At 56.3% G+C, this 21,284-nt stretch carries 16 protein-coding genes; 13 read left to right on the top strand and 3 right to left on the bottom strand.

Features of this window, described 5'->3' with window-relative positions; all coding sequences use genetic code 11:
• Positions 1-191 precede the first annotated feature (191 nt).
• A complete protein-coding gene (locus EGY12_RS20960) occupies positions 192-1,802 on the top strand; it encodes a hypothetical protein (RefSeq protein WP_123895238.1) in 1,611 nt (536 codons plus the stop codon).
• Here EGY12_RS20960 and EGY12_RS20955 read toward each other — a convergent pair.
• On the bottom strand, positions 1,799-2,467 hold the full coding sequence (locus EGY12_RS20955; RefSeq protein WP_123895237.1) for an A24 family peptidase: 669 nt from the start codon (positions 2,465-2,467) through the stop codon (positions 1,799-1,801). The two genes, EGY12_RS20960 and EGY12_RS20955, sit on opposite strands and share 4 nt — an antisense overlap.
• 427 nt (positions 2,468-2,894) lie before the next feature.
• Between EGY12_RS20955 and EGY12_RS20950 the strand changes: the two genes are divergently transcribed.
• On the top strand, positions 2,895-4,406 hold the full coding sequence (locus tag EGY12_RS20950; protein WP_123895236.1) for a YchO/YchP family invasin: 1,512 nt from the start codon (positions 2,895-2,897) through the stop codon (positions 4,404-4,406).
• On the opposite strand, the gene narL is transcribed toward EGY12_RS20950, so the two are convergent.
• Both narL and narX read right to left on the bottom strand, forming a co-directional pair.
• Positions 4,403-5,053, bottom strand: coding sequence for a two-component system response regulator NarL (gene narL / locus EGY12_RS20945; RefSeq protein WP_004934684.1), 651 nt, complete (start codon positions 5,051-5,053; stop codon positions 4,403-4,405). The genes EGY12_RS20950 and narL overlap by 4 nt on opposite strands.
• A gap of 10 nt (positions 5,054-5,063) precedes the next feature.
• Entirely contained in the window at positions 5,064-6,848 is a 1,785-nt protein-coding gene (narX, locus tag EGY12_RS20940) for a nitrate/nitrite two-component system sensor histidine kinase NarX (RefSeq protein ID WP_123895235.1), read from the bottom strand.
• Positions 6,849-7,200: 352 nt separating this feature from the next.
• On the opposite strand from narX, the gene EGY12_RS20935 reads away from it, so the two are divergent.
• The 11 genes from EGY12_RS20935 to EGY12_RS20885 all read left to right on the top strand — a co-directional run bounded on the left by EGY12_RS20935 (position 7,201) and on the right by EGY12_RS20885 (position 21,281).
• Complete coding sequence (locus EGY12_RS20935; RefSeq protein ID WP_123895234.1) at positions 7,201-8,595, top strand: NarK family nitrate/nitrite MFS transporter; 1,395 nt, start codon at positions 7,201-7,203, stop codon at positions 8,593-8,595.
• Between the two features lie 773 nt (positions 8,596-9,368).
• Complete coding sequence (locus tag EGY12_RS20930; protein ID WP_123895233.1) at positions 9,369-10,268, top strand: helix-turn-helix domain-containing protein; 900 nt, start codon at positions 9,369-9,371, stop codon at positions 10,266-10,268.
• Between the two features lie 180 nt (positions 10,269-10,448).
• On the top strand, positions 10,449-11,411 hold the full coding sequence (locus tag EGY12_RS20925; protein WP_123895232.1) for an NAD(P)-dependent oxidoreductase: 963 nt from the start codon (positions 10,449-10,451) through the stop codon (positions 11,409-11,411).
• 174 nt (positions 11,412-11,585) lie between these two features.
• Positions 11,586-12,635, top strand: a complete 1,050-nt coding sequence (gene wecA, locus EGY12_RS20920) for a UDP-N-acetylglucosamine--undecaprenyl-phosphate N-acetylglucosaminephosphotransferase (protein ID WP_049271703.1) — start codon at positions 11,586-11,588, stop codon at positions 12,633-12,635.
• A 45-nt stretch (positions 12,636-12,680) separates the two neighbouring features.
• On the top strand, positions 12,681-13,814 hold the full coding sequence (locus EGY12_RS20915; RefSeq protein ID WP_123895231.1) for a polysaccharide export protein: 1,134 nt from the start codon (positions 12,681-12,683) through the stop codon (positions 13,812-13,814).
• Between the two features lie 27 nt (positions 13,815-13,841).
• A complete protein-coding gene (locus EGY12_RS20910; RefSeq protein ID WP_123895230.1) occupies positions 13,842-16,022 on the top strand; it encodes a polysaccharide biosynthesis tyrosine autokinase in 2,181 nt (726 codons plus the stop codon).
• A gap of 4 nt (positions 16,023-16,026) precedes the next feature.
• A complete protein-coding gene (locus tag EGY12_RS20905) occupies positions 16,027-17,325 on the top strand; it encodes a flippase (protein WP_123895229.1) in 1,299 nt (432 codons plus the stop codon).
• Positions 17,306-18,154 (top strand): ATP-grasp fold amidoligase family protein, encoded by an 849-nt coding sequence (locus EGY12_RS20900; RefSeq protein ID WP_123895228.1) that lies wholly within the window; start codon positions 17,306-17,308, stop codon positions 18,152-18,154. The genes EGY12_RS20905 and EGY12_RS20900 overlap by 20 nt, the downstream gene beginning before the upstream one ends.
• 6 nt (positions 18,155-18,160) lie before the next feature.
• A complete protein-coding gene (locus EGY12_RS20895; RefSeq protein ID WP_123895227.1) occupies positions 18,161-19,315 on the top strand; it encodes a hypothetical protein in 1,155 nt (384 codons plus the stop codon).
• A gap of 3 nt (positions 19,316-19,318) precedes the next feature.
• Positions 19,319-20,224, top strand: a complete 906-nt coding sequence (locus EGY12_RS20890) for a glycosyltransferase family A protein (protein WP_123895226.1) — start codon at positions 19,319-19,321, stop codon at positions 20,222-20,224.
• Position 20,225: 1 nt separating this feature from the next.
• A complete protein-coding gene (locus EGY12_RS20885; protein WP_123895225.1) occupies positions 20,226-21,281 on the top strand; it encodes a glycosyltransferase family 4 protein in 1,056 nt (351 codons plus the stop codon).
• Positions 21,282-21,284 lie beyond the last annotated feature (3 nt).

Genomic DNA, 21,284 nt, shown 5'->3' with positions numbered 1-21,284 from the left:
AAGGTCGACAGCGTGTGAACTTGCGTGCTGTTGCAACCACGAATTACGAGGTGTTGTGTCAGAGTGAAATAAAATGAAATTTCATAACGTGCTCACGTGACGATGATAGGTTGGGATTGCAAGACGGCGTTGGTTATGCCGTCCACCGCCACCGTCCGCATTGATGCGGACACATCATGTCAGGAGAGATTATGGACAATAACGAAAACGTTTCAGTTGAGCGCGCAGCAACCTTGCTCGCCACCGGTGAGGTTGTGACGCCGGAACAGTTTTATCAGGACAGCGACGGCAGCAACTGGGGGCCGGCGATCAACAAAGCGGCGGCGGCGGCGCTGCAAGCCGGCGGCACGTTGTCCCTGGGTAAACGGGTGTATACGGTCGCCGGGCATGTACTCATTCAAACGACAACGGACATCTACGGCGGCATCGGCTTGCGGGTGGTCGGGTTGGGGCGGGCGACCAAAATCGTCAAGACTGCGGACAGCAGTTATACCAATGAACAAGGCGAAACGAAGAAAGCGGTGATCGTGGTGAAAGGCTTCGCCAATCTGACGCTGCACGGCTTGACGTTGCGGGATGATACCGGCGCAGACGATACCCACGGCGTATGGTTCAGCGATCTCAATATGACGAAGTTTGATATCCGTGACATCTACACCAAGGTTGGCGGTTATTCGCTGTTTGTGTCGGGCGACATGTTCATTAACTGGCTGGTGAACGTGCAGATGGAAGCTAACGCCAATCGCCCGGGAGATGGTGTGCTGTGGATGAACAAGTCCGGCACCACCAACTTTATCGATGGGCTCTACGCCGCTCACGCCAAGGGCACTGCGTTCAGAATTTCAGGGTTCTATTCCACCATCGGCTCGTTGGCCGCGGATGACTGCACCGGCGATATCTACTCTTTCAAGGATTTTAACGGCACGATCAATTCATTGGGCTGTGAGAACCGCAACACGCAGCGTGCCGCCAGCGTCAGCGTGCTGTCCACCAACTTTGCTCAGGGCACGATAGGCAATATCAATATCCAGGACGCGCAGAACGTGGAGAGCGGGGGCGTGTTGTGCCGATTCATTAACGAATCCCGTTGGGATATCGGTCAGTTGAATCTTTACAGCGGTTCGAAGACGCCTTTCCCGATGGCAATCGCCGCCTGTAACAACAATACCGAGGTAACTTTCAGTAACGTATACAACGGCGGCATCCCGGTGGCCGGCAAAAGCAGCGTTGACGTTACGTCGTTTTTAAGCGGGGTCGAAACGATGTACAGTCTGGGCGAGCGGGGGATTGCCCCTTCCTCCACCAGCAATCATTTGCCGCGTAATATCTCGAAACAGCCATCGTGGACTTTTTTAGGCACACTGACCGCGCCGGATCGGCAACCCACAACGCACATTACGCTTCAGCAGGGCGTCAGCACCAAGGTGCTGGCGTGCGATTTATATATCACGTTCGATCTGTCTTCGCAGGCGACCGCCTTTGTCGTCAATAAAGGTAGCTATAGCGCGAAAGGCGCCTTTATGTTGCGGCGCACCGGGCCGTTGAGCTGCGAAATATATTATCGCGTCGAGAAGGATTTCGGCTTTGGCAGCTATCAGGTGCAGACTACGCGTGGCAGTTACTGGCGGCCGGACGGCGCTTCGTTGAGCACGCCTCCCTCCGATGCGTTGGAAATCCGTAGCGACGAGGTGTTATCCACGACCAAACTCGCGGTGATCCAGCCGCTGGCCAATCCGACAACGGCCAGCACGGCAGAAGTGGCCGGATTGCTCAACCGGCTGATCGAGGCACTGAAGAACTAACCGAACAGCGCCGGCGTATTTTGGTCGGCGTCCATCAAGAGCTGCAGCCAGCCGGCCACCGCCAAGGCGATACCGAAAGGTTGCGGCGTTCGCCAGGCGCGGCGGTTATGCAGGCCGTGCGCTACAGCCAGGCTTAACCCGAACGCCGCCGCCAGGCAGAGCAACAGCGGCAACGTCGTCCAACCGAGCCAGGCGCCTAGTGCCGCCAACAGTTTGAAATCACCCTGACCGATGCCGTTACGTCGCCGCGCCTGCCGATAAAGCGCGTTGAGCAGCCACAGCGCGCCGTAACCGGCCACAGCGCCGATAACCGCATCGTCCAGCGGCGCCCAGCGGGCGTCAAGGTTACACAGCAGCCCGCTCCACAACAGTGGCTGGGTGAGCCGGTCCGGCAGCCATCGGTGGCGCCAGTCGAGCCAGCTCAGGGCGATCAGCAGCGCCGCGGCCGGTGGCAGCCACAGCCGGTGCGCTGCCGGCAGGTCGAAGGGCAATGTCGCCAATGCTAAACCGAAGGCTGTCAGCAGCAGGCTGCAGCGGCGCAATCTCGGCGGGTTGGCGCGTACGTACTCCGTTCGTTCCAGCCAGGTGATGAGCGAGAAGGCAACCATGCCTGCTGACAGCAGCGCGGTGAAAAACAGCGCTTGCCACAGTAAAGGAATAAACATTCAGGGTTCCGCCAGCCGTAAAACAGACGTTTAAAATAACGGCAAAATGCACATTTCATCGGGATGAAACGCGGTGCTCTGCCGGATATGCGTGGTTGTTCGCAACGTGGCTTGGCGTATTGCATGATGAAACAAGCATCTACGTGTCGGCTCGCAGCTTTTACCGCACGTTTTTTCGGCAAAATTGGCGCTAAAATGGTATGAATTCACTGGGTGAACGGCGTGGCCGAGTTAATGGCACTATGTGACGGCGTCACAAGGTGCGATTGGGGTTTATCCTATTGTTTCTGCTCGTCAAGCCGCTAGGCTTAAGGGAGAGGCGCACCCGCCAGGCCGGGGGCGCGAGTTTTTTCAGATCTGCCGCGGGAAAAGCGGCGGCAAAGCAGTGAGTTGGTGTATTCCAGGAAGGAGATAAGCCAACGGTGTCATGAAAGACGTGATTCAGGCAATACTCATCAAGACCCAAAAAAGACTCTGGCGCTGCCGCCAGACGGCGTGGCTGGCCGGGCCGCTGGTGTGGCTGGCCGGCGCGTTGCCCGTGTACGCTGAGTCGCCACCGGCGCCGGATACCGTAAGTCCTTCCGAGCAGCAAGCCGCGGATCCGGCCAAAAACTTGCCGGAGCTGGGCGGCGCGCCCGACGACGCCGCGCGCGAAAAGCAGTGGGCCGAGATGGCCAAACAGCTCGGCGAAAAAGATCTGAATAACGTTTCACGTCAGCAGATGCGCAGCCGCGCCGAGGACTATTTGCTGGGCCAGGCGACGGGCGCTTTGCAGCAACAGGCGCAGGAACTGTTGTCGCCGCTGGGCACTGCCCGGTTATCGCTGAAGATGACCGGCGAGGGCGACTTTACCGGCAGCAACGGGCAGTTATTCAGCCCGCTGTACGACGTCGACGGATTGCTGACCTACAGCCAGATCGGCTGGCTGCAGCAAAGCGCCGGGGCGCTGGGTAATTTTGCGCTGGGGCAGCGCTGGATCGTCGGCGACTGGCTGCTGGGCTACAACACGGCGCTCGACAGCGATTTCGCCCGGCAGCGCAATCGCGGCAGCGTCGGTGCGGAAGCCTGGGGAGACTACCTGCGTTTCTCCACCAACTATTACTACCCGCTGTCGGCGCTGTCGCAGCAGCCCGGCGACGGGGTGTTTTTCAGCCGTCCGGCACGCGGTTACGAAATCACGACGCAAGGCTACTTGCCGTTTTACCGCCAGATCGGCGGTTCGCTCAGCTATGAGCAGTACCTGGGCGACAATGTCGATCTGTTCGGCAGCGGCAAAAAGCAAAATGATCCGCGCGCGATGCAGCTGGGACTCAATTACACCCCGGTACCGCTGGTGACGATGAAGGCGTTGCACAAGATTGGCGCGGGCGGGCAGAGCCAGGACCAGGTTGAACTGGCGTTGAGCTATCGGCTCGGCGTACCGCTGGTGAAGCAGATTTCGCCGGAGTACGTGGCGCAGGCCAAGTCGCTGCGCGGCAGCCGCTACGATCCTATCGAACGCAAGAACGTGCCGGTGCTGGAGTTCCGCCAGCGCAAGACACTGCAGGTGTTCCTCGCCACGCCGCCGTGGAGCCTGCAGGCGGGAGAAACCGTGCCGCTGGTGCTGGAGATCAAGGCATTGAATGGGATTTCTCACGTCAGTTGGCAGGGGGATACGCAGGCGCTGAGCCTGACGCCGCCGCATAATGCCAACGATCCGCAGGGCTGGACGGCGATTGTGCCGCCGTGGGATGACGCGCCGGGTGCCGCCAACAGCTATCGGTTGTCGGTCACGCTGGAAGACGATAAACAGCAGCGCGTGACGTCCAACTGGATAGAGCTGAAAGTGGCGCCGCCGCTGACGGCGACCACCGGGGAAGACGCGGACCTGCCGCCGATCAAAACCCTGACGCCGCCGCCCATTCCGGCGCAAACCGGGCCGCTGTACGGCGGCGATTAACCGTTTTTACCCTGCAGCACCCACACGGCCGCCTCGACGCGGGATTTTAGCTTCATCTTTTTCAGCAGGTGTTTGACGTGCACCTTGACGGTGCTTTCGGTGATGGTCAGGCGGCGGGCGATCAGTTTGTTCGGCAGCCCCTGAGCGATCAGCTTCAGGATATCCCGCTCGCGCGGCGTCAATTGCTGAATATCGCGATCGGCGCTGGGGCGGTTTTCCCGCAGGCTGGCGGCGAGGATTGGCGTCAGCGTCTCGCTCAGCACCATCTGCCCGGCCGCCGCCTGATGCAGCGCTTTCAGCAGATCCTCCGGCTCCATATCTTTCAACAGATAGCCGTCGGCGCCGCGTTTGAGCGCGCTGACGACATCGTCTTCATGGTTGGACACGCTGAACACCACGACGCGTCCTGACAGGTCGGTTTGGCGTAAGCGATCCAGCGTTTCCAGCCCGTTGATGCCGGGCATGTTCAGGTCGAGCAGGATCAGATCCGGATCGTGCTGTTCCGCCAGCGCGACCCCTTGTTCACCGTTGCTGGCTTCGGCGATGACCTGCAGGCGAGCGTCCATGCCAATCAGCTGTTTTACGCCGTTGCGCAGCATCGGGTGGTCGTCGATCAGTAAGATTGTGGCGGCGGTTTCTGTCGTCATGGTGTCTCCGTTAGTCGATGGCGTGGTTATCCGGCGTGAAGCTGACCCGCACCTCGGTGCCGCCGCCGCTGCGCGGTAAAATGTCGCAGCGGCCGTGCAGGCTCTTGGCGCGATCGCGCATGATGATCAAGCCGTAATGGTCGGGGCGGGAAGTCTCGGCCGGCAGGCCGCGTCCGTTGTCGCATACGCTCAGGGTCACTTCGCCCCGTTTGTTGATGACCTGAATGCTCACCTGGCTGGCGGCGGCATGCTTAAGGATGTTGCTGAGCGCCTCGCGGGCGATCTGCAGCAGGTGAATGGCCTGGTAGGCGGGCACCGTGCGCGGCCCCAGTTGGTAATCGAGATGGATGGTCAGACCCAATTTGGGATTGAACTCCGCGACCGTCGATTGCAACGCCGCCAGCAGGCCCGGTTCGGTCAACTGCAGGCGGAAGGTGGTCAGCAGCTCACGCAGCTGGCGATAGGCGCCGTTCAGCTCTTCGCGCATCTGTTGCACCAGCGCCTGGCTGGCGGACGAGAGTGTTTCGCCCTGCATCTGCAGGCAGGCGATTTGCATCTTCAGGCAGGAGAGCGATTGGGCGATGGAGTCGTGCAGCTCGCGGGCGATTGCCGCCCGTTCTTCCATCAACATCAGCTGCTGCTGGTGGTCGACCTGACGTTCGATGGCCAGCACGCTGGTTAACTGTTCTACCAGGGTGTTGATCAGTTGGCGGTGCTCATCGTTCAGCGGCTGTTGCGGCGCATGCTGCGCCACGATTACGCCGTAGTCGCCGAGCTTGTCGCTCAGGCTCCAGCTCAGCGACGGATTGTCGGGAAGCTGGCGGTCGCTGTCGTTCAGGCAGGCGCTGCATACCGGGTTATGGCAATGCTCCGGCCGCAGCGGCTGGTTGCCGCTCAGCTGCAACAACGGTTCCCGGCTGTCGTTTTCATACAGCCGTACCTGAATGGCGCGCAGCGGCGTCAGGGTTTGCAGTTGGTTGAGCAGCGGCGTCAGGCGGCTGCACAGCGGCTCGCTGGCGTGCAGCAGGCGGCTGGCTCGGTAGAGGAAGCTCAGCACCTGATTTTTCTGCTGCAGGTCGGCGGTCTTCTCGGCCACGCGCTGCTCGAGCCCGCTATAGGTGGCCGACAGCTCGTCGGACATGGTGTTCAACGCGCCGCCAAGCGACGCCATTTCATCCTGGTGGCCACGCTGCGCAAAGCGGCGGCTAAAATCGCCGCGGCCTACCGCCAACGCCATCTCCACCAGCTGTCGCCACGGATGCAGCAACCGGCGGCGCAGGTAGCAGGTGGTACCGATCAGCAGCAGCAGGGTCAGCGCGATGAAGCCGGCCTGCACCAGCGTCACCATCAGCAGGCGACGCTCGGTTTGCCTGTCGATATCCGAGACCAGCTTATCCAGCAGCTGTACGAAGTGCGCCACCTGCGGCGCGGCGTCGGCCGGGCGCTGTGCGGTTCGCAGGCGAGGTTGCAAGGTTTGTTGCCAATAGTCGCGCAAGGCGTTGAAAGGTTGTGTCAATCCCTCCTGTTCCACCGAACGCTGCAGGTCGGGGCTGTTTTCGTCGCGCTCCAGCTCCCGGATCAGCGTTTCGTGCCGTTCATCCAGCGGCACCTGCGCCAGCAGCCGGTAACTTTGCATACGCAGCGAACCGGCCTTGTTGATGGCGTGTGCGTTGCCCTGAATGCTCTGCGACATCCAGGCGGAAATCCCCATGCCGGCCACGCCCAGAATGCCCGACAGCAACATCAGCAGGGCGACCTGATTTACGATCGAAAGCGGAGCCAACAGGCGTTTCATAAGCGCGGATTCCTGGCATTTGGCGCCGCTGAAGCTCAGGGGCGAAGGCGGCGGCGGGGGTAAACAAGTAACGATTCAGCCGTATTTTTGATTATCCCTGAGCATAACCCCATACCTCGAATGAAGTACCCATTAGTTTCCGATGGCGGGGCGGGACGATGAAAGTGATGAGTGTTTTATTTTCAATGCGTTGATTTTAATTAATTTAATTTTTAATAGGGGCGTACCCCTAAGGGGATGAAGGCGCTATTTACGTCGCCAACTACTTGCACTCGGGTTGATATACATCAACTTTGCCGCCGGGGCCGCCCCCTAGGGTGTGCGGAATGATCCCCCCGTGTCTGAGGTTTTTATGTCGCAACTTGCAACGCCTTCATCAAAGAAAACCGGTGCGCTGATTCAGGACTGGCGTCCTGAAGACAGCGCCTTTTGGCAGCAGCGTGGCCATCGTATCGCCACCCGCAACCTGTGGATTTCCATTCCCTGTCTGCTGTTGGCCTTCTGCGTCTGGATGCTGTTCAGCGCCGTTGCGGTCAATCTGAACAAGGTCGGCTTCAACTTCACCACTGACCAGCTGTTCCTTTTGACAGCGCTGCCGTCGGTCTCGGGCGCTATTTTACGCGTACCGTATTCATTCGTGATCCCGCTGTTTGGTGGCCGCCGCTGGACCGCTATCAGCACCTGCTTCCTGCTGGTGCCGTGCCTGTGGCTCGGATTTGCGGTGCAGGACAGCAGCACGCCGTACAGCGTGTTCGTCATCATTTCCCTACTGTGCGGTTTCGCCGGCGCCAACTTTGCTTCCAGCATGGCCAACATCAGCTTCTTCTTCCCGAAAGCGCGTCAGGGCGGCGCACTGGGCCTCAATGGCGGGTTGGGGAATCTGGGCGTCAGCGTCATGCAGCTGGTCGCGCCGCTGGCGATCTCTTTCAGCCTGTTCGGCCTGTTTGGCGGCACGGCGCAAAATCAGGCAGAGGGTGGCCAGCTGTGGCTGGAAAATGCCGCCTGGGTCTGGGTGCCATTCCTGCTGGTCGCCACGCTGGCGGCCTGGTTCGGCATGAACGATCTGGCGGCGGCCAAGGCATCGTTACGTCAGCAATTGCCGGTGCTCAAGCGCGGGCATCTGTGGATGCTGAGCCTGCTGTACCTCGCAACCTTCGGATCCTTCATCGGTTTCTCCGCCGGTTTCGCCATGCTGTCGAAAACGCAGTTCCCGGACGTGGTTATCCTGCATTATGCGTTCTTCGGGCCATTCCTCGGGGCGCTGGCGCGGCCGGTTGGCGGTGCGCTGTCTGACCGTTTCGGCGGCGTGCGGGTGACGTTGATCAACTTTGTGGTGATGGCTGTTTTCGCTGCACTGTTGTTCCTGACGTTGCCGAATGCGGGTGAGGGCGGTTCGTTCATCGCTTTCTACGGCATCTTTATGGTGCTGTTCCTCACCGCGGGCCTCGGCAGCGGCTCGACTTTCCAAATGATTGCCGTCATTTTCCGTAAAATCACTGTCGATCGCGTCAAAGCGGCCGGTGGCAGCGATGAGAGCGCACAGCGTGAAGCAGTAACAGATTCCGCCGCTGCATTGGGCTTTATCTCGGCGATTGGCGCCGCCGGCGGCTTCTTCATTCCTCAGGCGTTCGGCACCTCGCTGGCGCTGACCGGTTCGCCTGCCGGGGCGATGAAGGTGTTCCTGGTGTTTTATATCCTGTGCGTGGTGATCACCTGGGCGGTGTATGGCCGTAAGAAAAAGGCCTGAGTACCAAATGGTTTTCTCTATCCCTTCCCGACAGGGGAGGGATATTTCGTTCATCCCGAGTCTTCTCTCCTCTCCTCCTCAGTGAAATTTTCTGTCTTTAGGTAAAATTCTCATCTCCGCTTGCCATTTTTTCCTTTTTTTATAGCACTATCTCTCAATGTCAGAATGCTTTCGCGCAAAGGGATTATATTATTTGCACGGTTTTTTCGTTTTGTTGAGAGTATTCTTACATTAAAGTATTAATGTCTTTCCCGCAGGTTAAATGAAATTTCCGAGTGGGTAAGGCATAATTAGTGCGATTGTTATAAAATCAGCAATAGGGTTTTGTCTTAGATGCTACGCCTGCTGAGTGGAATGAATGCCGGGGTTAAATCAGATAACTCTCATTCTGTTTTTTTCGGCTTTTTGTAGTCTATCTGGCAATCAGATTAGGTGGAAAAACAGGATGAATTCAAGGCGCGGAATGAAATTTCACAATTTTATTCGATTAACAATCAAACAACATTGTTAGTTTTTTCTTTTTAAATCAATGAGGTGTTCGTTTGAATTTTACGGTAACCATGAAAGAAATCCATGTTGCCAACAGGGAAAAAGAGTCATTTGGATAAACATAACATCCTCAATAAGGGCTAATGTAAAAAATGAAATCAGAAAATTTTTATAAAAGCCAATATCCAATGGATGCAACCTGTTGAGTTTACATTTAATTTCTTGAACATTTTTTGATATTTCTATACAAAGTGTGCAGGACAGGCACGCTAAGGAAATTAAAAGTGAATCTTGATAAAAGAATAAAGATTAGGAATCTCGATGTTCTGACTCCTGCCGGGGAGAAATTCCGTCTGCGTTGGAAAGAGTATCAAATTCTTTCGCTGCTTGTCGCCAGATCACCAGAGCTGGTTACCCGAACGGAAATTATAGAAAATATCTGGAAAGGAACTTATTGTTCAGATTCGACTATAAATCAAACAATTAAATCTATCCGTCAGAAAATTAGCGATGCGGAACACACGCTTATCAGAACTATTCCTCGATTGGGTTACAAGGTGGAAAATCAAGCAGTTTTTCACTTTATATCCGAAGATGAAGACTACGCTGGCGATGATATATTAAATGGCGACAATGATATTGGTGCTGATATTCAAGCGGAACTTTCTGAAAGTGAAAGTGAATCGCCTGAAATCAACGAAGAGAAAATAGATAAGCCGCGTAAATCGACGCTTGTCGCTGCGCCTGTCGCAACGATGGAGTCATCCAAAACACCGATGCAGGAAAAGAAGTCGGCGGCGATGCGCCGTTTTTTCAGCATGCCTGCCAGCCGCGTAGTGAAATACCTGACGGTATTCGCTTCTTTACTGGTTATTTCACATTTTTCATATGTCCTGGGCAACCAAACCCGCCCGCCGGTGATCAATGATATTCAGAACAACACGCGCGTCGTGTTGACGCTGACGCTGAATAACCCTCATACCAACAGCCCGCAAACCTTGTTCTGTCTGTACCAGGGAGAGAGCCTGGAGCAGGCGACCATTGAATGTGTCGACCCTAAGCAAGGCCAGCTTAAATTGCCGGTAAAATATGAGACCTCTTCTACACCAGGCAAGGGTCAGATTAATCTCATATTGCCTAATAAAACCCTGCAATATCAAGTCGCTTACGATGTTAAAAATTAGCGCTGAATGAGGTTTTATCTTTAGCGATAATTTCACATTTAATGAAATCTTTTATTTCATTATTTGTTATTTGAAAGCCAGGTTCGATTTGTCCAGTCTGGAGCTCATTACCTAACGCATATTAGCGTCCTGTTTCCGCCATGGTGACAGGAATAATGAGAACCTGCTGAGTGACAAATTATGGATAAGCGTAAAGTAGCTATTATCGGGGGTTCCGGTTTTATCGGAACACGCCTGGCGAAACGTCTCAGTATGCGCGACGACCTGTCGTTGGTCATCGTTGATAAGCAACCCAGTGCACATTTTCCTGATCTCTATCAGTATGGCGATGTGACGCAACCCCAGACTTTGCAAGCACCGCTGGCGGGCTGTGATGCCATCATTAATCTGGCAGCGGAGCACCAGGACAATGTCGATCCCATTTCGCTCTATTATCAGGTCAACGTTGAAGGCGCACGCCATGTCTGCATGACCGCCTCCGCATTGAATATTCGCCAAATCATTTTCACCTCTTCGGTTGCCGTTTACGGCTTCGTTGAACAGGAAACCGACGAAGGGGGACGTTTTGAACCCTTCAATCATTACGGCAAGTCCAAGCTCGAAGCAGAATATGTCTATGAGGCCTGGCGTAAGGCGGACAGCACCAACAAATTAACCATCATCCGTCCTACAGTGGTATTCGGCGAAGGCAACCGCGGCAACGTGTATAACCTATTCCGCCAGATCGCCAGCGGCCGATTTGTAATGATTGGCAGCGGCAATAATATGAAATCGATGGCCTACGTTGAAAATATTGCCGCTCGCCTGGAACATGCGCTGGATCAACAGTCAACTTATCAGGTCAGCAACTACGTCGATAAGCCGGACTTTACGATGAATCAATTGGTCGACGTTATCTCCTCTTCGCTGGGGCGAGAAAACAAGACGATTCGCATTCCCTATGCCGTGGGAATATGCGGCGCAACCGCATTGGATGTCGTGAGTAAAATAAGTCGAAAAAAATTCCCAATCAGTCGCGTCAGAGTGCAGAAATTCTGCGCCAGAACGCAATTTAAAAGTAGTGTGCAGAATAATTTCGTGGCGCCGGTTGAACTTGATTCGGCAATCGAAAGAACCATTAAACATGAGTTTTCTGATAGATAACTTAACCGCACGCTGACGTTATTTACCTATTTCCGCCGACAAGCGGATAAATCTGCATTTTTCAGGATTAACTCATGCTGACTTATATCCTGGCAGGATCAATTTTGTTTTTGTTAATAGCGCATTGGGAGCTGTAACTCAAGGGCGGTAGCGTGCTTATTCGCTGGAGGAACGATGTTATATCAACTGAGCGTGATATTTGTGCTGGCGGTGACGTGGGTGCTTATTGCCCGTCGGGCCGCCTTGGCGGTGGGGCTGGTGGATAAGCCCAATGCGCGCAAGCAACATCTGGGGCATATTCCGCTGGTCGGTGGTATCGCCGTGTACCTGACGCTGATGCTGATGACGCTGTGGCAACCTGCCTGGTTGCCCGACAGCACGATCTACCTGCTGTGCGTCACGGCGCTGGTGGTGTTGGGCGTGCTGGATGACCGCTTTGATCTGCCCGTGGCGCCGCGCGTCATGGTGCAGGGAGGGATCGCGCTGGCGATGATGCTGGCGGCAGGGATGCAACTTTCCTCGCTGGGTTATGTCTGGGGACATCAGGAAGTGATGCTTGGTTATGGCGCGTTGCTGCTCACGCCGCTGGCGGTCTGGGGGGCGATCAACGCCTACAACATGGTCGATGGCATCGATGGGCAACTGGGGGCCTTGTCCTGCGTTACCTTCGTTGCGTTGGCCATCGTGTTCGGACTGGGCGGCCGGGAGGACCTGGCGCTGTGGTGTCTGGGCCTGATCGTCGCTCTGGCGGCGTACCTCTTGTTTAACCTGAGCCTGTTCGGCGCACGCAACAAGATCTTTATGGGTGACGCCGGCAGCATGGTGATTGGTTTCAGCGTGCTGTGGCTGGTGTTGCTGGCGACTCAGGGGCCGCAGGCGGTGATGCGCCCGGTCACCGCGCTGTGGTTGATCGCCATTCCTCTGATGGACATGGTGACCGTGATGGTGCGCCGCCTGTTGCGTCGCCAAAGCCCATTCAAAGCGGGACGCGACCATTTACACCATATTCTGATGCGTCGCGGGCTTAATGCGCGCCAGGCGCTGGCGATGAGCACCATGCTGGCGGTGACGCTGGCCTGCATCGGCATTTGCAGCGAAGTGTTGAAGCTGCAGGAAAGCCTGATGCTGGTAGCGTTTCTACTCTGTTTTTGCGGTTATTTCGCCATGCTGCGCGAACCGCGGCAGGCAACGGTGCTTAGCGACAACCCAACCGTTGGTCGTTAATCTTTTCACGGGCTGCGGCAGCAGCCCGTCTATCACGGTACCCCCATGAATTTTCATTTGCCTCTTTTGATGCCGTTGGTCTGTACCTCTGCGCTGTTGAGCGGTTGTACGGTGGTCCCCGGCTCGCATTTACCTACCAGTGGAAAAACTATCGTCGTGCAGCAGGACGACGATTTCGATTTGAATAACCAGGTACAGGTTTATCGCATGTCGCCGATGCTGCTGCAGAAAATGCGGCGTGTAGAACCGGTCGCCCGGCCGAATCCGGCGCTGGATCAGCGGTTGCAGAGCTATCAATACCGCATCGGCATCGGCGACGTGTTGAACGTCACGGTTTGGGATCACCCCGAGTTGACCACGCCGGCCGGCCAGTACCGCAGCGCCAGCGACACCGGCAACTGGGTGCATGCGGATGGCACGATCTTTTATCCCTATATCGGGCGCGTGGCGGTGGTGGGCAAGACCGTCACCGAAGTGCGCAGCCTGATTGCCGGCCGTCTGGCGCAGTATGTGGAAAGCCCGCAGGTGGACGTCAGCATCGCCGCTTTCCGCTCGCAGAAGGCCTACGTGACCGGCGAGGTGAAAACCTCCGGCCAACAGGCGATCACCAACGTGCCGTTGACCATTTTGGATGCGATCAACGCCGCCGGCGGCCTGACGGACAACGCCGACTGGCGCAACGTGGTGCTGACCCATCAGGGCAAAGAGCGCGCTATCTCGCTGCAGGCGCTGATGCAGCGCGGCGACATCAGCCAGAACGCGCTGCTGCAACCGGGTGACATCCTCTACATTCCGCGCAATGACGAATTGAAAGTGTTCGTGATGGGTGAGGTGGGCAAACAAACGACGCTGAAGATGGATCGCAGCGGCATGACCTTGACCGAAGCCCTCGGATCTTCCGAAGGGATCAGCCAGACGGTGGCGGATGCGACCGGGGTGTTCGTGATCCGGCCGAGCGGCGGTAAAGCGCCGCAGCGGCTGGCGACGCTGTATCAGTTCGATCTCTCCGACGCCAGCGCGCTGGCAATGGGCGCCGAATTTCAGCTGCAACCTTACGATGTCGTGTACGTCACTGCGGCGCCGGTCGCGCGCTGGAACCGTTTGATCAGCCAGCTGGTGCCGACCATCAGCAGCTTTAACGATCTCAGCGAGGCTACCTTGCGCGTGCGCAACTGGTAACTCCGCAGGGTGAATAAGGAACAGAAGATGAAAAACAATGCGCTGTCTGTGATGGTGGCCGAACAAGATGAAAAGCTGGAGTGGGAGCGTCTGGTAGGGCCGCTGTGGGATAACCGTTGGCGGATCGCCGTCGTGACCGGTTTGGCCGGCGTGCTGGGTGTCGCTTACGCCCTGTTGGCCACTCCGGTGTATCAGGCTACGGCGGTGGTGCAGGTGGAGAAGCAGCTATCCGGCGATTCGCTGCTGCGTGAAACGCTGGACAACTCGATGGGGCAAAGTTCAGCGACGCAGGATGAGGTGACGTTGGCCAAGTCACGCTACGTGCTCGGCAAAACGGTGGACGCCCTCGGCTTGACGGTGCGCGTCAGCCCGGACTATTTCCCGGTGTTCGGCAAAGGTTTTGCCCGGCTGAGCGGCGAAAAACCGCCGGTCCTGGACATTGCCACGCTGACGACGCCGGCGGACATGCAGGACGAATCGCTGACGCTGACGGTGCGCGACGGGCAGCATTACGAGTTGAGCTATGACGGCGACAAACTGTTCAGCGGGATTGTCGGGCAGCCGGTGAAGCAGGGCGATTGGAACATGACCGTCACGGCGCTGGACGCGGCACCGGGCGCCAGTTTCACCGTGGTTAAAGTCGCGCGTCAAAAAGCGGTGGACGATCTGCGCAAATACCTGGACGTGGTGCCGGGTGGCAAGGACAGCGGCATCATAACCTTTACGCTGCCGAGCGAAGATCCGCAGAATGCCGAGGCGATGCTGAAGAACATCACCGACAACTATCTGCAGCAGAACGTGGATCGCAAAACGGAAGAGACGCAGCGCATGCTGGCGTTCCTGCAAGAGCAGCTGCCGCAAACGCAAACCTCATTGAACAACGCCGAAACCCAGCTCAATCAATTCCGCCAGCAAAACGACTCGGTGGATCTGTCGCTGGAAGCCAAATCGGTGCTGGATACTCAGGTGCAGCTCGAGGCCCAGCTCAACGAGCTGACCTTCAAGGAAGCGGAAATCTCCAAGCTCTATACCCGCGTGCACCCGGCTTACCGGGCGCTGCTGGAAAAGCGCGCCACGCTGGAGGCGGAAAAGGCGCGGTTGGGTAAACAGGTACAGACGCTGCCGAAAATGCAGCAGGAGATCCTGCGCCTCACCCGTGACGTGCAGGTGGATCAGCAGGTTTACATGCAGCTGATGAACAAACAGCAGGAGCTGAGCATCAGCAAAGCGGGCACGGTGGGCAACGTTCGCATCATCGACGAAGCGGAAACCGCTATCCGGCCGATTCAGCCGCAAAAGATGTTGATCGTGCTGCTGGCGCTGCTGCTGGGCGCAGGGGGCGCCGCGTCGGTGGTGCTGCTGCGTGCGGCTTTCCATCGCGGCATCAATGATATCGATACCCTGGAGAAGCGGGGCATTAACGTCTACGCCACCGTACCGCTGTCGCCGTGGCAGGTGAAGCGCAATCGCGAGCAACGGCAACTGCTGCCTAAGTCCGGTGGCCGGCGCTTGCCGATCCTGGCGGTGGTCGAACCGACGGATCTGTCGGTGGAAGCGATTCGCAGCCTGCGCACCAGCCTGCATTTCGCCATGCTGGAGGCCAAAAACAACATTCTGATGGTCTCCGGCGCCAGCCCGGAAAGCGGCAAGAGCTTTACCAGCACAAACCTGGCGGTGGTGGTGGCGCAGGCCGGGCAGCGGGTGCTGCTGATCGACGCCGATATGCGCAAAGGCTTCCTGCACCGTTGGCTGGCGGACGATGGCCATAAGGGCCTGTCCGACATGCTGGTGGGCAACGTGATGGCGGAAGAGGCGGTGCGGAAAACCGCCATCGCCAATCTGGATTTCGTGCCGCGCGGCCAGGTGCCGCCCAACCCGTCCGAACTGCTGATGCACCGCCGTTTCGCCGATTTTCTGCGCTGGGCTGGGCAAAACTACGATCTGGTGCTGATCGATACGCCGCCGATTCTGGCGGTGACGGATGCGGCGATCGTCGGCAATCACGCGGGCACCTCGCTGCTGGTGGTGCGTTTTGAGGTCAATACCGTCAAGCAGATCGAAACCAGCATGCGCCGTTTCGAACAGAATGGGGTGGCGATCAAGGGGGTGATCCTCAACGGCATGGTGAAGAAGGCGGCAACCGACATGAGCTATTACAACTTCGCCTATCCAAGTCATCGGGAAGATCTCCCGCCTGCAGGGAAATAAGCGGGTGAAGGCCATTATCACCAATGCCTTGTGGCTGATGCTCGAACGCGTTTCGCTCAGCCTGTCCGGCATCTTCGTCTCCATTTACGTTGCGCGCTATCTGGGGCCCGCGCAGTTTGGCGCTCTCAACTATCTGTTGGCGACGATCGCTATCGTGGTGCCACTGGTGCAGTTGGGCGCCGACAGCATCATTTTCAACCGTGTCGCCCGCCGACAGCCGAGCGGCATTCGCCTGATGCTGGCGTCAATTCGCCTGCGCCGTCGGCTGTTCCTGGTGGTGGCGCTGCCGATACTGATATGGAGTTATTTCAGTCAACCCCTCGCCAGCCAACTGATGACGCTGTTGCTGCTTATCAGCGCCTATTTCTCGATTCAGGACGTGTACAAAATTTATTACGACGCCCGCCTGCAGTCGAAACGCAATACGCTGATCAACAACCTGGCGCTGCTGCTGTCGATCGGGCTGCGGCTGGCGTTGGTGAGCGCTGCGCTGCCGCTGGTGTGGTTCGCGGTACCCTACATCCTCAGCAGCGCCGTACCTTACCTGGCGCGCCTCTGGCTATTCCGTGGGGAAGCTGCGGCCTCGCCGCGGATTACGACGCGCCAGGCCGGGCGCTATGGCCGTTATTTGCTAAAGGTGGGGTTGCCGCTGGCCATCTCCAGCCTGTCGATAGTGATCTATACCCGCATCGATCAAATCATGCTGGGCAATCTGGTCGGCGAGCAGGCGGTAGGCTGGTTCAGTGCCGCCACCACCCTTAGCCAAGGCTGGGTTTTTGTGCCGATGGCGCTGATCACCTCATTGATGCCGGGCATTGCCAGCTGTCGCGATCCGTTGGAGCAGGAGTACCGTATCCGGGTGCTTTACCTGGTGGTCTTGGGCCTGTCGTTGCCGGTATTGCTCGGCCTATGGTGGTTCGCCCAGCCGGCCATTGCGCTGTTGTACGGCGCCGCTTTCCAACCGGCCGCCGGCATCCTGGCTATTTGTACGCTGACCTCGCTGTTCTCGGTAATGGGGACGGTTTCCTACCGCAGCATCGTGCTGTTCGCCGGCTATCGCTTTATCGCCATCAAGATGCCGTTGGTGGCTGTGGCGAACGTGGTGATGAATCTGCTGCTGATCCCGCGCTACGGCCTGATCGGGGCGGCGGTGTCTACGCTGTTGGCGGAATTCATTTCGTTCTTTGTGCTGAACAGTCTATTTCGTGGCGGAAAAATTACCCGACTGCAGCTGACCTGTTTTTACTGCCTGCCGCGTCTTGTCAGCAAATTAAGGAGAGAGCATGTTAAATACCCTGGTTAAAAACATTTCCAAGCGCCTGCCCGATGCCTGGCACCATCAGGTTAAATACGCGCTCTATTTCAAGAAGCTGCCGCACCTGTCAAAACCGACCGGTTTCAGCGAAAAGATCATGCGTCGTAAGATTTACCCGCGCAGCATCTACACCACCTTGTCGGACAAGTTCAAGGTACGCGAATTTATCGCCGGCCTGTGGGGCGAGGAGTATCTGGTGGAACTGTATGCGCATGGCACTGAGCTCAGCTACGACATGTTCAGGCAGTTGCCTAACGCCTTCGTGCTGAAAGCCAATCACGGCAGCGGTTATAACCGATTGGTGTTCGACAAACGGCAGGTGAGCTACGCGGAGTTGTACGATCTCAGCAACTCTTGGATGCACAGCAACTTTTACGAGCAGAGTCGCGAAAAACATTATCTGGGCATCGAACCCTGCATCATGGTGGAGCGCATGTTGCTGGATGACGAGCAGGTGCCGAACGATATCAAGTTTCATTGTTTCAACGACAATCATGAAATTCGCATGTTCATCCAGGTGGATTATCAGCGTTTCGGCACTCATCGCCGCGACATTTTTGATATCGACTGGAACCGCACCGAAATCCGTATCAGCTTACCGAATGCCGACGAACCGATGCCGCGCCCTACACGGCTGGAAGAAATGACGCGTTTGGCTCGCCAGGCTGCGCAGCAGTTCTCTTATGTCCGCGTGGATTTCTACCAGGTCGGTGAGAAGGTGTATTTCGGCGAGTTGACGTTTACGCCCGGCGCGGGGTTAAGCAAGCTGATGCCGAAAAACATTGAGCAGGAATGGGGCAGTTATTTTACTGAGTAAACACTTATGCAAAGAGTCGCCTCCGATTTTCAAATGCATGCCAATGCCGGTTATAATCAGTCGCGGGATTTAGTCAATCAATCCATCGTATTGACATTTCTGCTGATGTTTTTCGTGAAAACTTTTCTGACCTCGGGATCGTTCAACAGCGAGCTGATTAATAAAGCCGTGATGGGACTTAATGGGGTGATGTTACTCTATGTCGGTTATGCATTTTTTATCGCTACGCTGGCGGAAAAGGTGGTTGCGGGTTTTTTGGCTCTGCTGTTTATGGTTAATATTGCCACTGGGCATGGAGATTATCTGTTTGGGGCGGTGTTCAGCACGGCGGTGATAATTTTATTTCGCCGCATAGACATGGGGCGTGGCGCTGAAATGTTTGCCATCACCTTTGTGGTGGCAGGGTTGCTGATGATTATTCCCTATGCCTTTTACACCAATGGGTTCGTTTACCTTGATGAGCGTTACGGCAACAGATTAACGCTGGGTTTCGATAACCCGAATACCCTGGCGTATTATTCTTTTGCCTTGTTCGCGACACTGCTGTGTCTGATCGATCATGCAAAATTAACGCGTGGAATGAAAAATATCGCTTCGTTGGCGGTGTCGGCGTTAATTCTCCCGGTGCTAATGTATTCCTATTCTCGCACCTGTTTTATGCTGGCCTTGTTGATGTTACTGCTGTTTTGGCTGGCGCCGCTGCTGCGTGTCGCCCCCAATAGAAAAGTCTGCATCGCGCTGACGTTGATCATTGTTGGCTTTCAATTCGCCAGCGTTATGCTCTGGGGGAGCAATCCGGCATTGGACGTCCTATTGAACCAGGCGTTGACCGGGCGAGTCTGGTTCTCCTGGCAGATGTTTCAGGCGGTGGGACTGCCCAACCCGCTGTTTGGCATGAATATAGAACCTTATAAGCCTGTCGATTTCTTCTTCATTGCCATGTTTTATTCGGCCGGTGGAATCGCCTCTGTTGTTATGCTTTTCTGTTACTTTCACCTGTTGGGTAATATGCGAAGGCTGAGTCGATTCATGCGCTGGGTGGTGGTCGTTTTCCTGTTAACAACGCTTACAGAAACCTATTTTTTGGTCCCGGTATTTAATGTGTCGTTATTGCTGCTTTGCCGTGGAAAAGAAATGATAAATTCTAAATTGGAGGGTTAAGAAATGGATTTCTCGATCGTGATCCCTATTTATAATAGTGCGCGCTACCTGCCTAAAACTCTGAAGCGGATTTTCAACGCTTGCCAAGGGTTCGACTATCAGGTGATTTTGGTTGATGATTGCTCTGACGAGGATGACATCAAATATATTCGCCAGATAGCAGCGACCAATAGCAACGTGATGCTGCATGAAAAAAAGCAGAAGAGCAATGCGGCGGTATCGCGTAACTTGGGTATCAAGCTGGCGCAATCGGAGATCGTGTTTTTCCTCGACTCTGATGATTACTTCACGACCAACTATATTATTCGCCGCATGAATAAACATGAAGATCGCCAGATTGATATTATCTTCGGCAACTATGCGGAGGTGAGCGGCGATTCGGTACGTGACTTCAACTTCCACTATAAATCGGGTTCCTCCGGCGAGGATTTCCTTTTTCTGGAAATGGGCGATATTCGTTCATCCACCATCAGCATACGTAAAAAAAGCGATCGCCGCTTTTTATTTCCCGAGTTTCTCAATAAGCATCAGGATTGGGGCTTTTTGGTCAATGCCACCAATTTGGGCGCGCATGTGGCGCACGACGCCGGCGGCGGCGTGTTTCTTGACGTAGGGCGCTACGGGCGCATGACGGCGAAGCTTAATCTGGAGGCCAGCGATCGCTTTATCAATACGTTCCTCAGCCCCAGCGATCGCCATATCAGCGGATTCGCCTGCAAGCATCTGCTGGCCTCGCTGTATTCGGAAAACGCCCAGGCGTTCAATTATTACTCGTCGCGCATCGTGCGGCACAGCCTGAGCGGCAAGTTCAAGATGATCAAATGGTATGGCGATTGTCTGGCGCGGTTGGGGTTGTTCTCGGTGGGTGGCCGGCTGCTGCGCAATGTGCGCCAGGGATTCAGGAGATGATATGCAACCACGCAAGGTAATCATCGTTATCGAAAATATAGCGGGCAAGGGCGGTACTGAACGGGTCGCCAGCGGATTGGCCAATGCGCTGGCGCGTCTGCCGGGCTACGACGTGGCGGTGTTTTCACTGTTTGGCGATCGGAGCTTCTTTCCGCTGGCGAGCGATGTCCGGCTGCGCTGCGGAGGTGGCGATTCGTTGTTCTGGCCATGGCGGCTTGCATTGGCACTGCGGCGTGAACGCGCGGACGTGATCATTACCGTTTCCATGGGGAAACTGTCGGTGGTGATGACGCCTTTTCTGCGTTTGTTTTGCGCCCGCAGTCGGCTGCTATTGAGTGAGCACGTCAGCTTTCACCAGTATCCGCGCGTATTTAAGTGGTTGAAGTTGTTGGTTTATCGGCTGGCTGATTGCGTGATTTTCCTGACGCGGCAAGATAGCGACGCCATCGCTCGCTGGGTGGGCGCCGGGAAATGTCGGGTGATCGAGAACGTTTCACCGTTCGGCGCGCAAGCGCCGGCGCCGGCGCTGCAGGAAAAGGTGGCGCTGGCGGTGGGGCGATTGAGTCGTCAGAAAGGCTTCGATCGTCTGATCGCGTTGTGGCGAGGAGTGGCGGCGCAGGTGCCGGATTGGCGGTTGCTGATTATTGGCGACGGCCCGGAGCGCGACGCATTGCGGCGGCAGATTGAAGACGCCGGGTTGGAGCGGCAGGTGAGCCTGCTGCCGGCCACCGCCGACGTGGCGGCCTATTATCGCCGAGCCAGTCTGTATTTAATGACCTCGCGCTATGAGGGGTTGCCGATGGTGCTGATCGAAGCGATGAGTTTCGGCCTGCCGCTGGTGGCCTACGACTGTAAGACCGGCCCGGCCGAGTTGATAGATGATGGCGTCAACGGCTATCTGGTGCCCGATGACGACGCCGCCGCCTTCAGCGAAGGGGTGATCAAATTGATGCTCGATCCGGGGTTGCGCGAGCACTTTTCTATCGCCGCGTTAGAGAAGTCTCGTCGTTTTTCTCCTGAACGTATTTATCCCCAGTGGCAACAGCTCACCGAGTGAGGA

Source organism: Serratia sp. FDAARGOS_506, from assembly GCF_003812745.1.
Taxonomy (GTDB): Bacteria; Pseudomonadota; Gammaproteobacteria; order Enterobacterales; family Enterobacteriaceae; genus Serratia.
Note: the sequence above shows the minus strand (reverse complement) of the source record. Positions and strands in the feature narration are given on the sequence as shown.

Coding starts and splice junctions, on each gene's coding strand:
- EGY12_RS20960 (WP_123895238.1), top strand. CDS start 192: ATGGACAATAACGAAAACGTTTCAGTTGAGCGCGCAGCAACCTTGCTC.
- EGY12_RS20955 (WP_123895237.1), bottom strand. CDS start 2,467: ATGTTTATTCCTTTACTGTGGCAAGCGCTGTTTTTCACCGCGCTGCTG.
- EGY12_RS20950 (WP_123895236.1), top strand. CDS start 2,895: ATGAAAGACGTGATTCAGGCAATACTCATCAAGACCCAAAAAAGACTC.
- narL (WP_004934684.1), bottom strand. CDS start 5,053: ATGACGACAGAAACCGCCGCCACAATCTTACTGATCGACGACCACCCG.
- narX (WP_123895235.1), bottom strand. CDS start 6,848: ATGAAACGCCTGTTGGCTCCGCTTTCGATCGTAAATCAGGTCGCCCTG.
- EGY12_RS20935 (WP_123895234.1), top strand. CDS start 7,201: ATGTCGCAACTTGCAACGCCTTCATCAAAGAAAACCGGTGCGCTGATT.
- EGY12_RS20925 (WP_123895232.1), top strand. CDS start 10,449: ATGGATAAGCGTAAAGTAGCTATTATCGGGGGTTCCGGTTTTATCGGA.
- wecA (WP_049271703.1), top strand. CDS start 11,586: ATGTTATATCAACTGAGCGTGATATTTGTGCTGGCGGTGACGTGGGTG.
- EGY12_RS20915 (WP_123895231.1), top strand. CDS start 12,681: ATGAATTTTCATTTGCCTCTTTTGATGCCGTTGGTCTGTACCTCTGCG.
- EGY12_RS20910 (WP_123895230.1), top strand. CDS start 13,842: ATGAAAAACAATGCGCTGTCTGTGATGGTGGCCGAACAAGATGAAAAG.
- EGY12_RS20900 (WP_123895228.1), top strand. CDS start 17,306: ATGTTAAATACCCTGGTTAAAAACATTTCCAAGCGCCTGCCCGATGCC.
- EGY12_RS20895 (WP_123895227.1), top strand. CDS start 18,161: ATGCAAAGAGTCGCCTCCGATTTTCAAATGCATGCCAATGCCGGTTAT.
- EGY12_RS20890 (WP_123895226.1), top strand. CDS start 19,319: ATGGATTTCTCGATCGTGATCCCTATTTATAATAGTGCGCGCTACCTG.
- EGY12_RS20885 (WP_123895225.1), top strand. CDS start 20,226: ATGCAACCACGCAAGGTAATCATCGTTATCGAAAATATAGCGGGCAAG.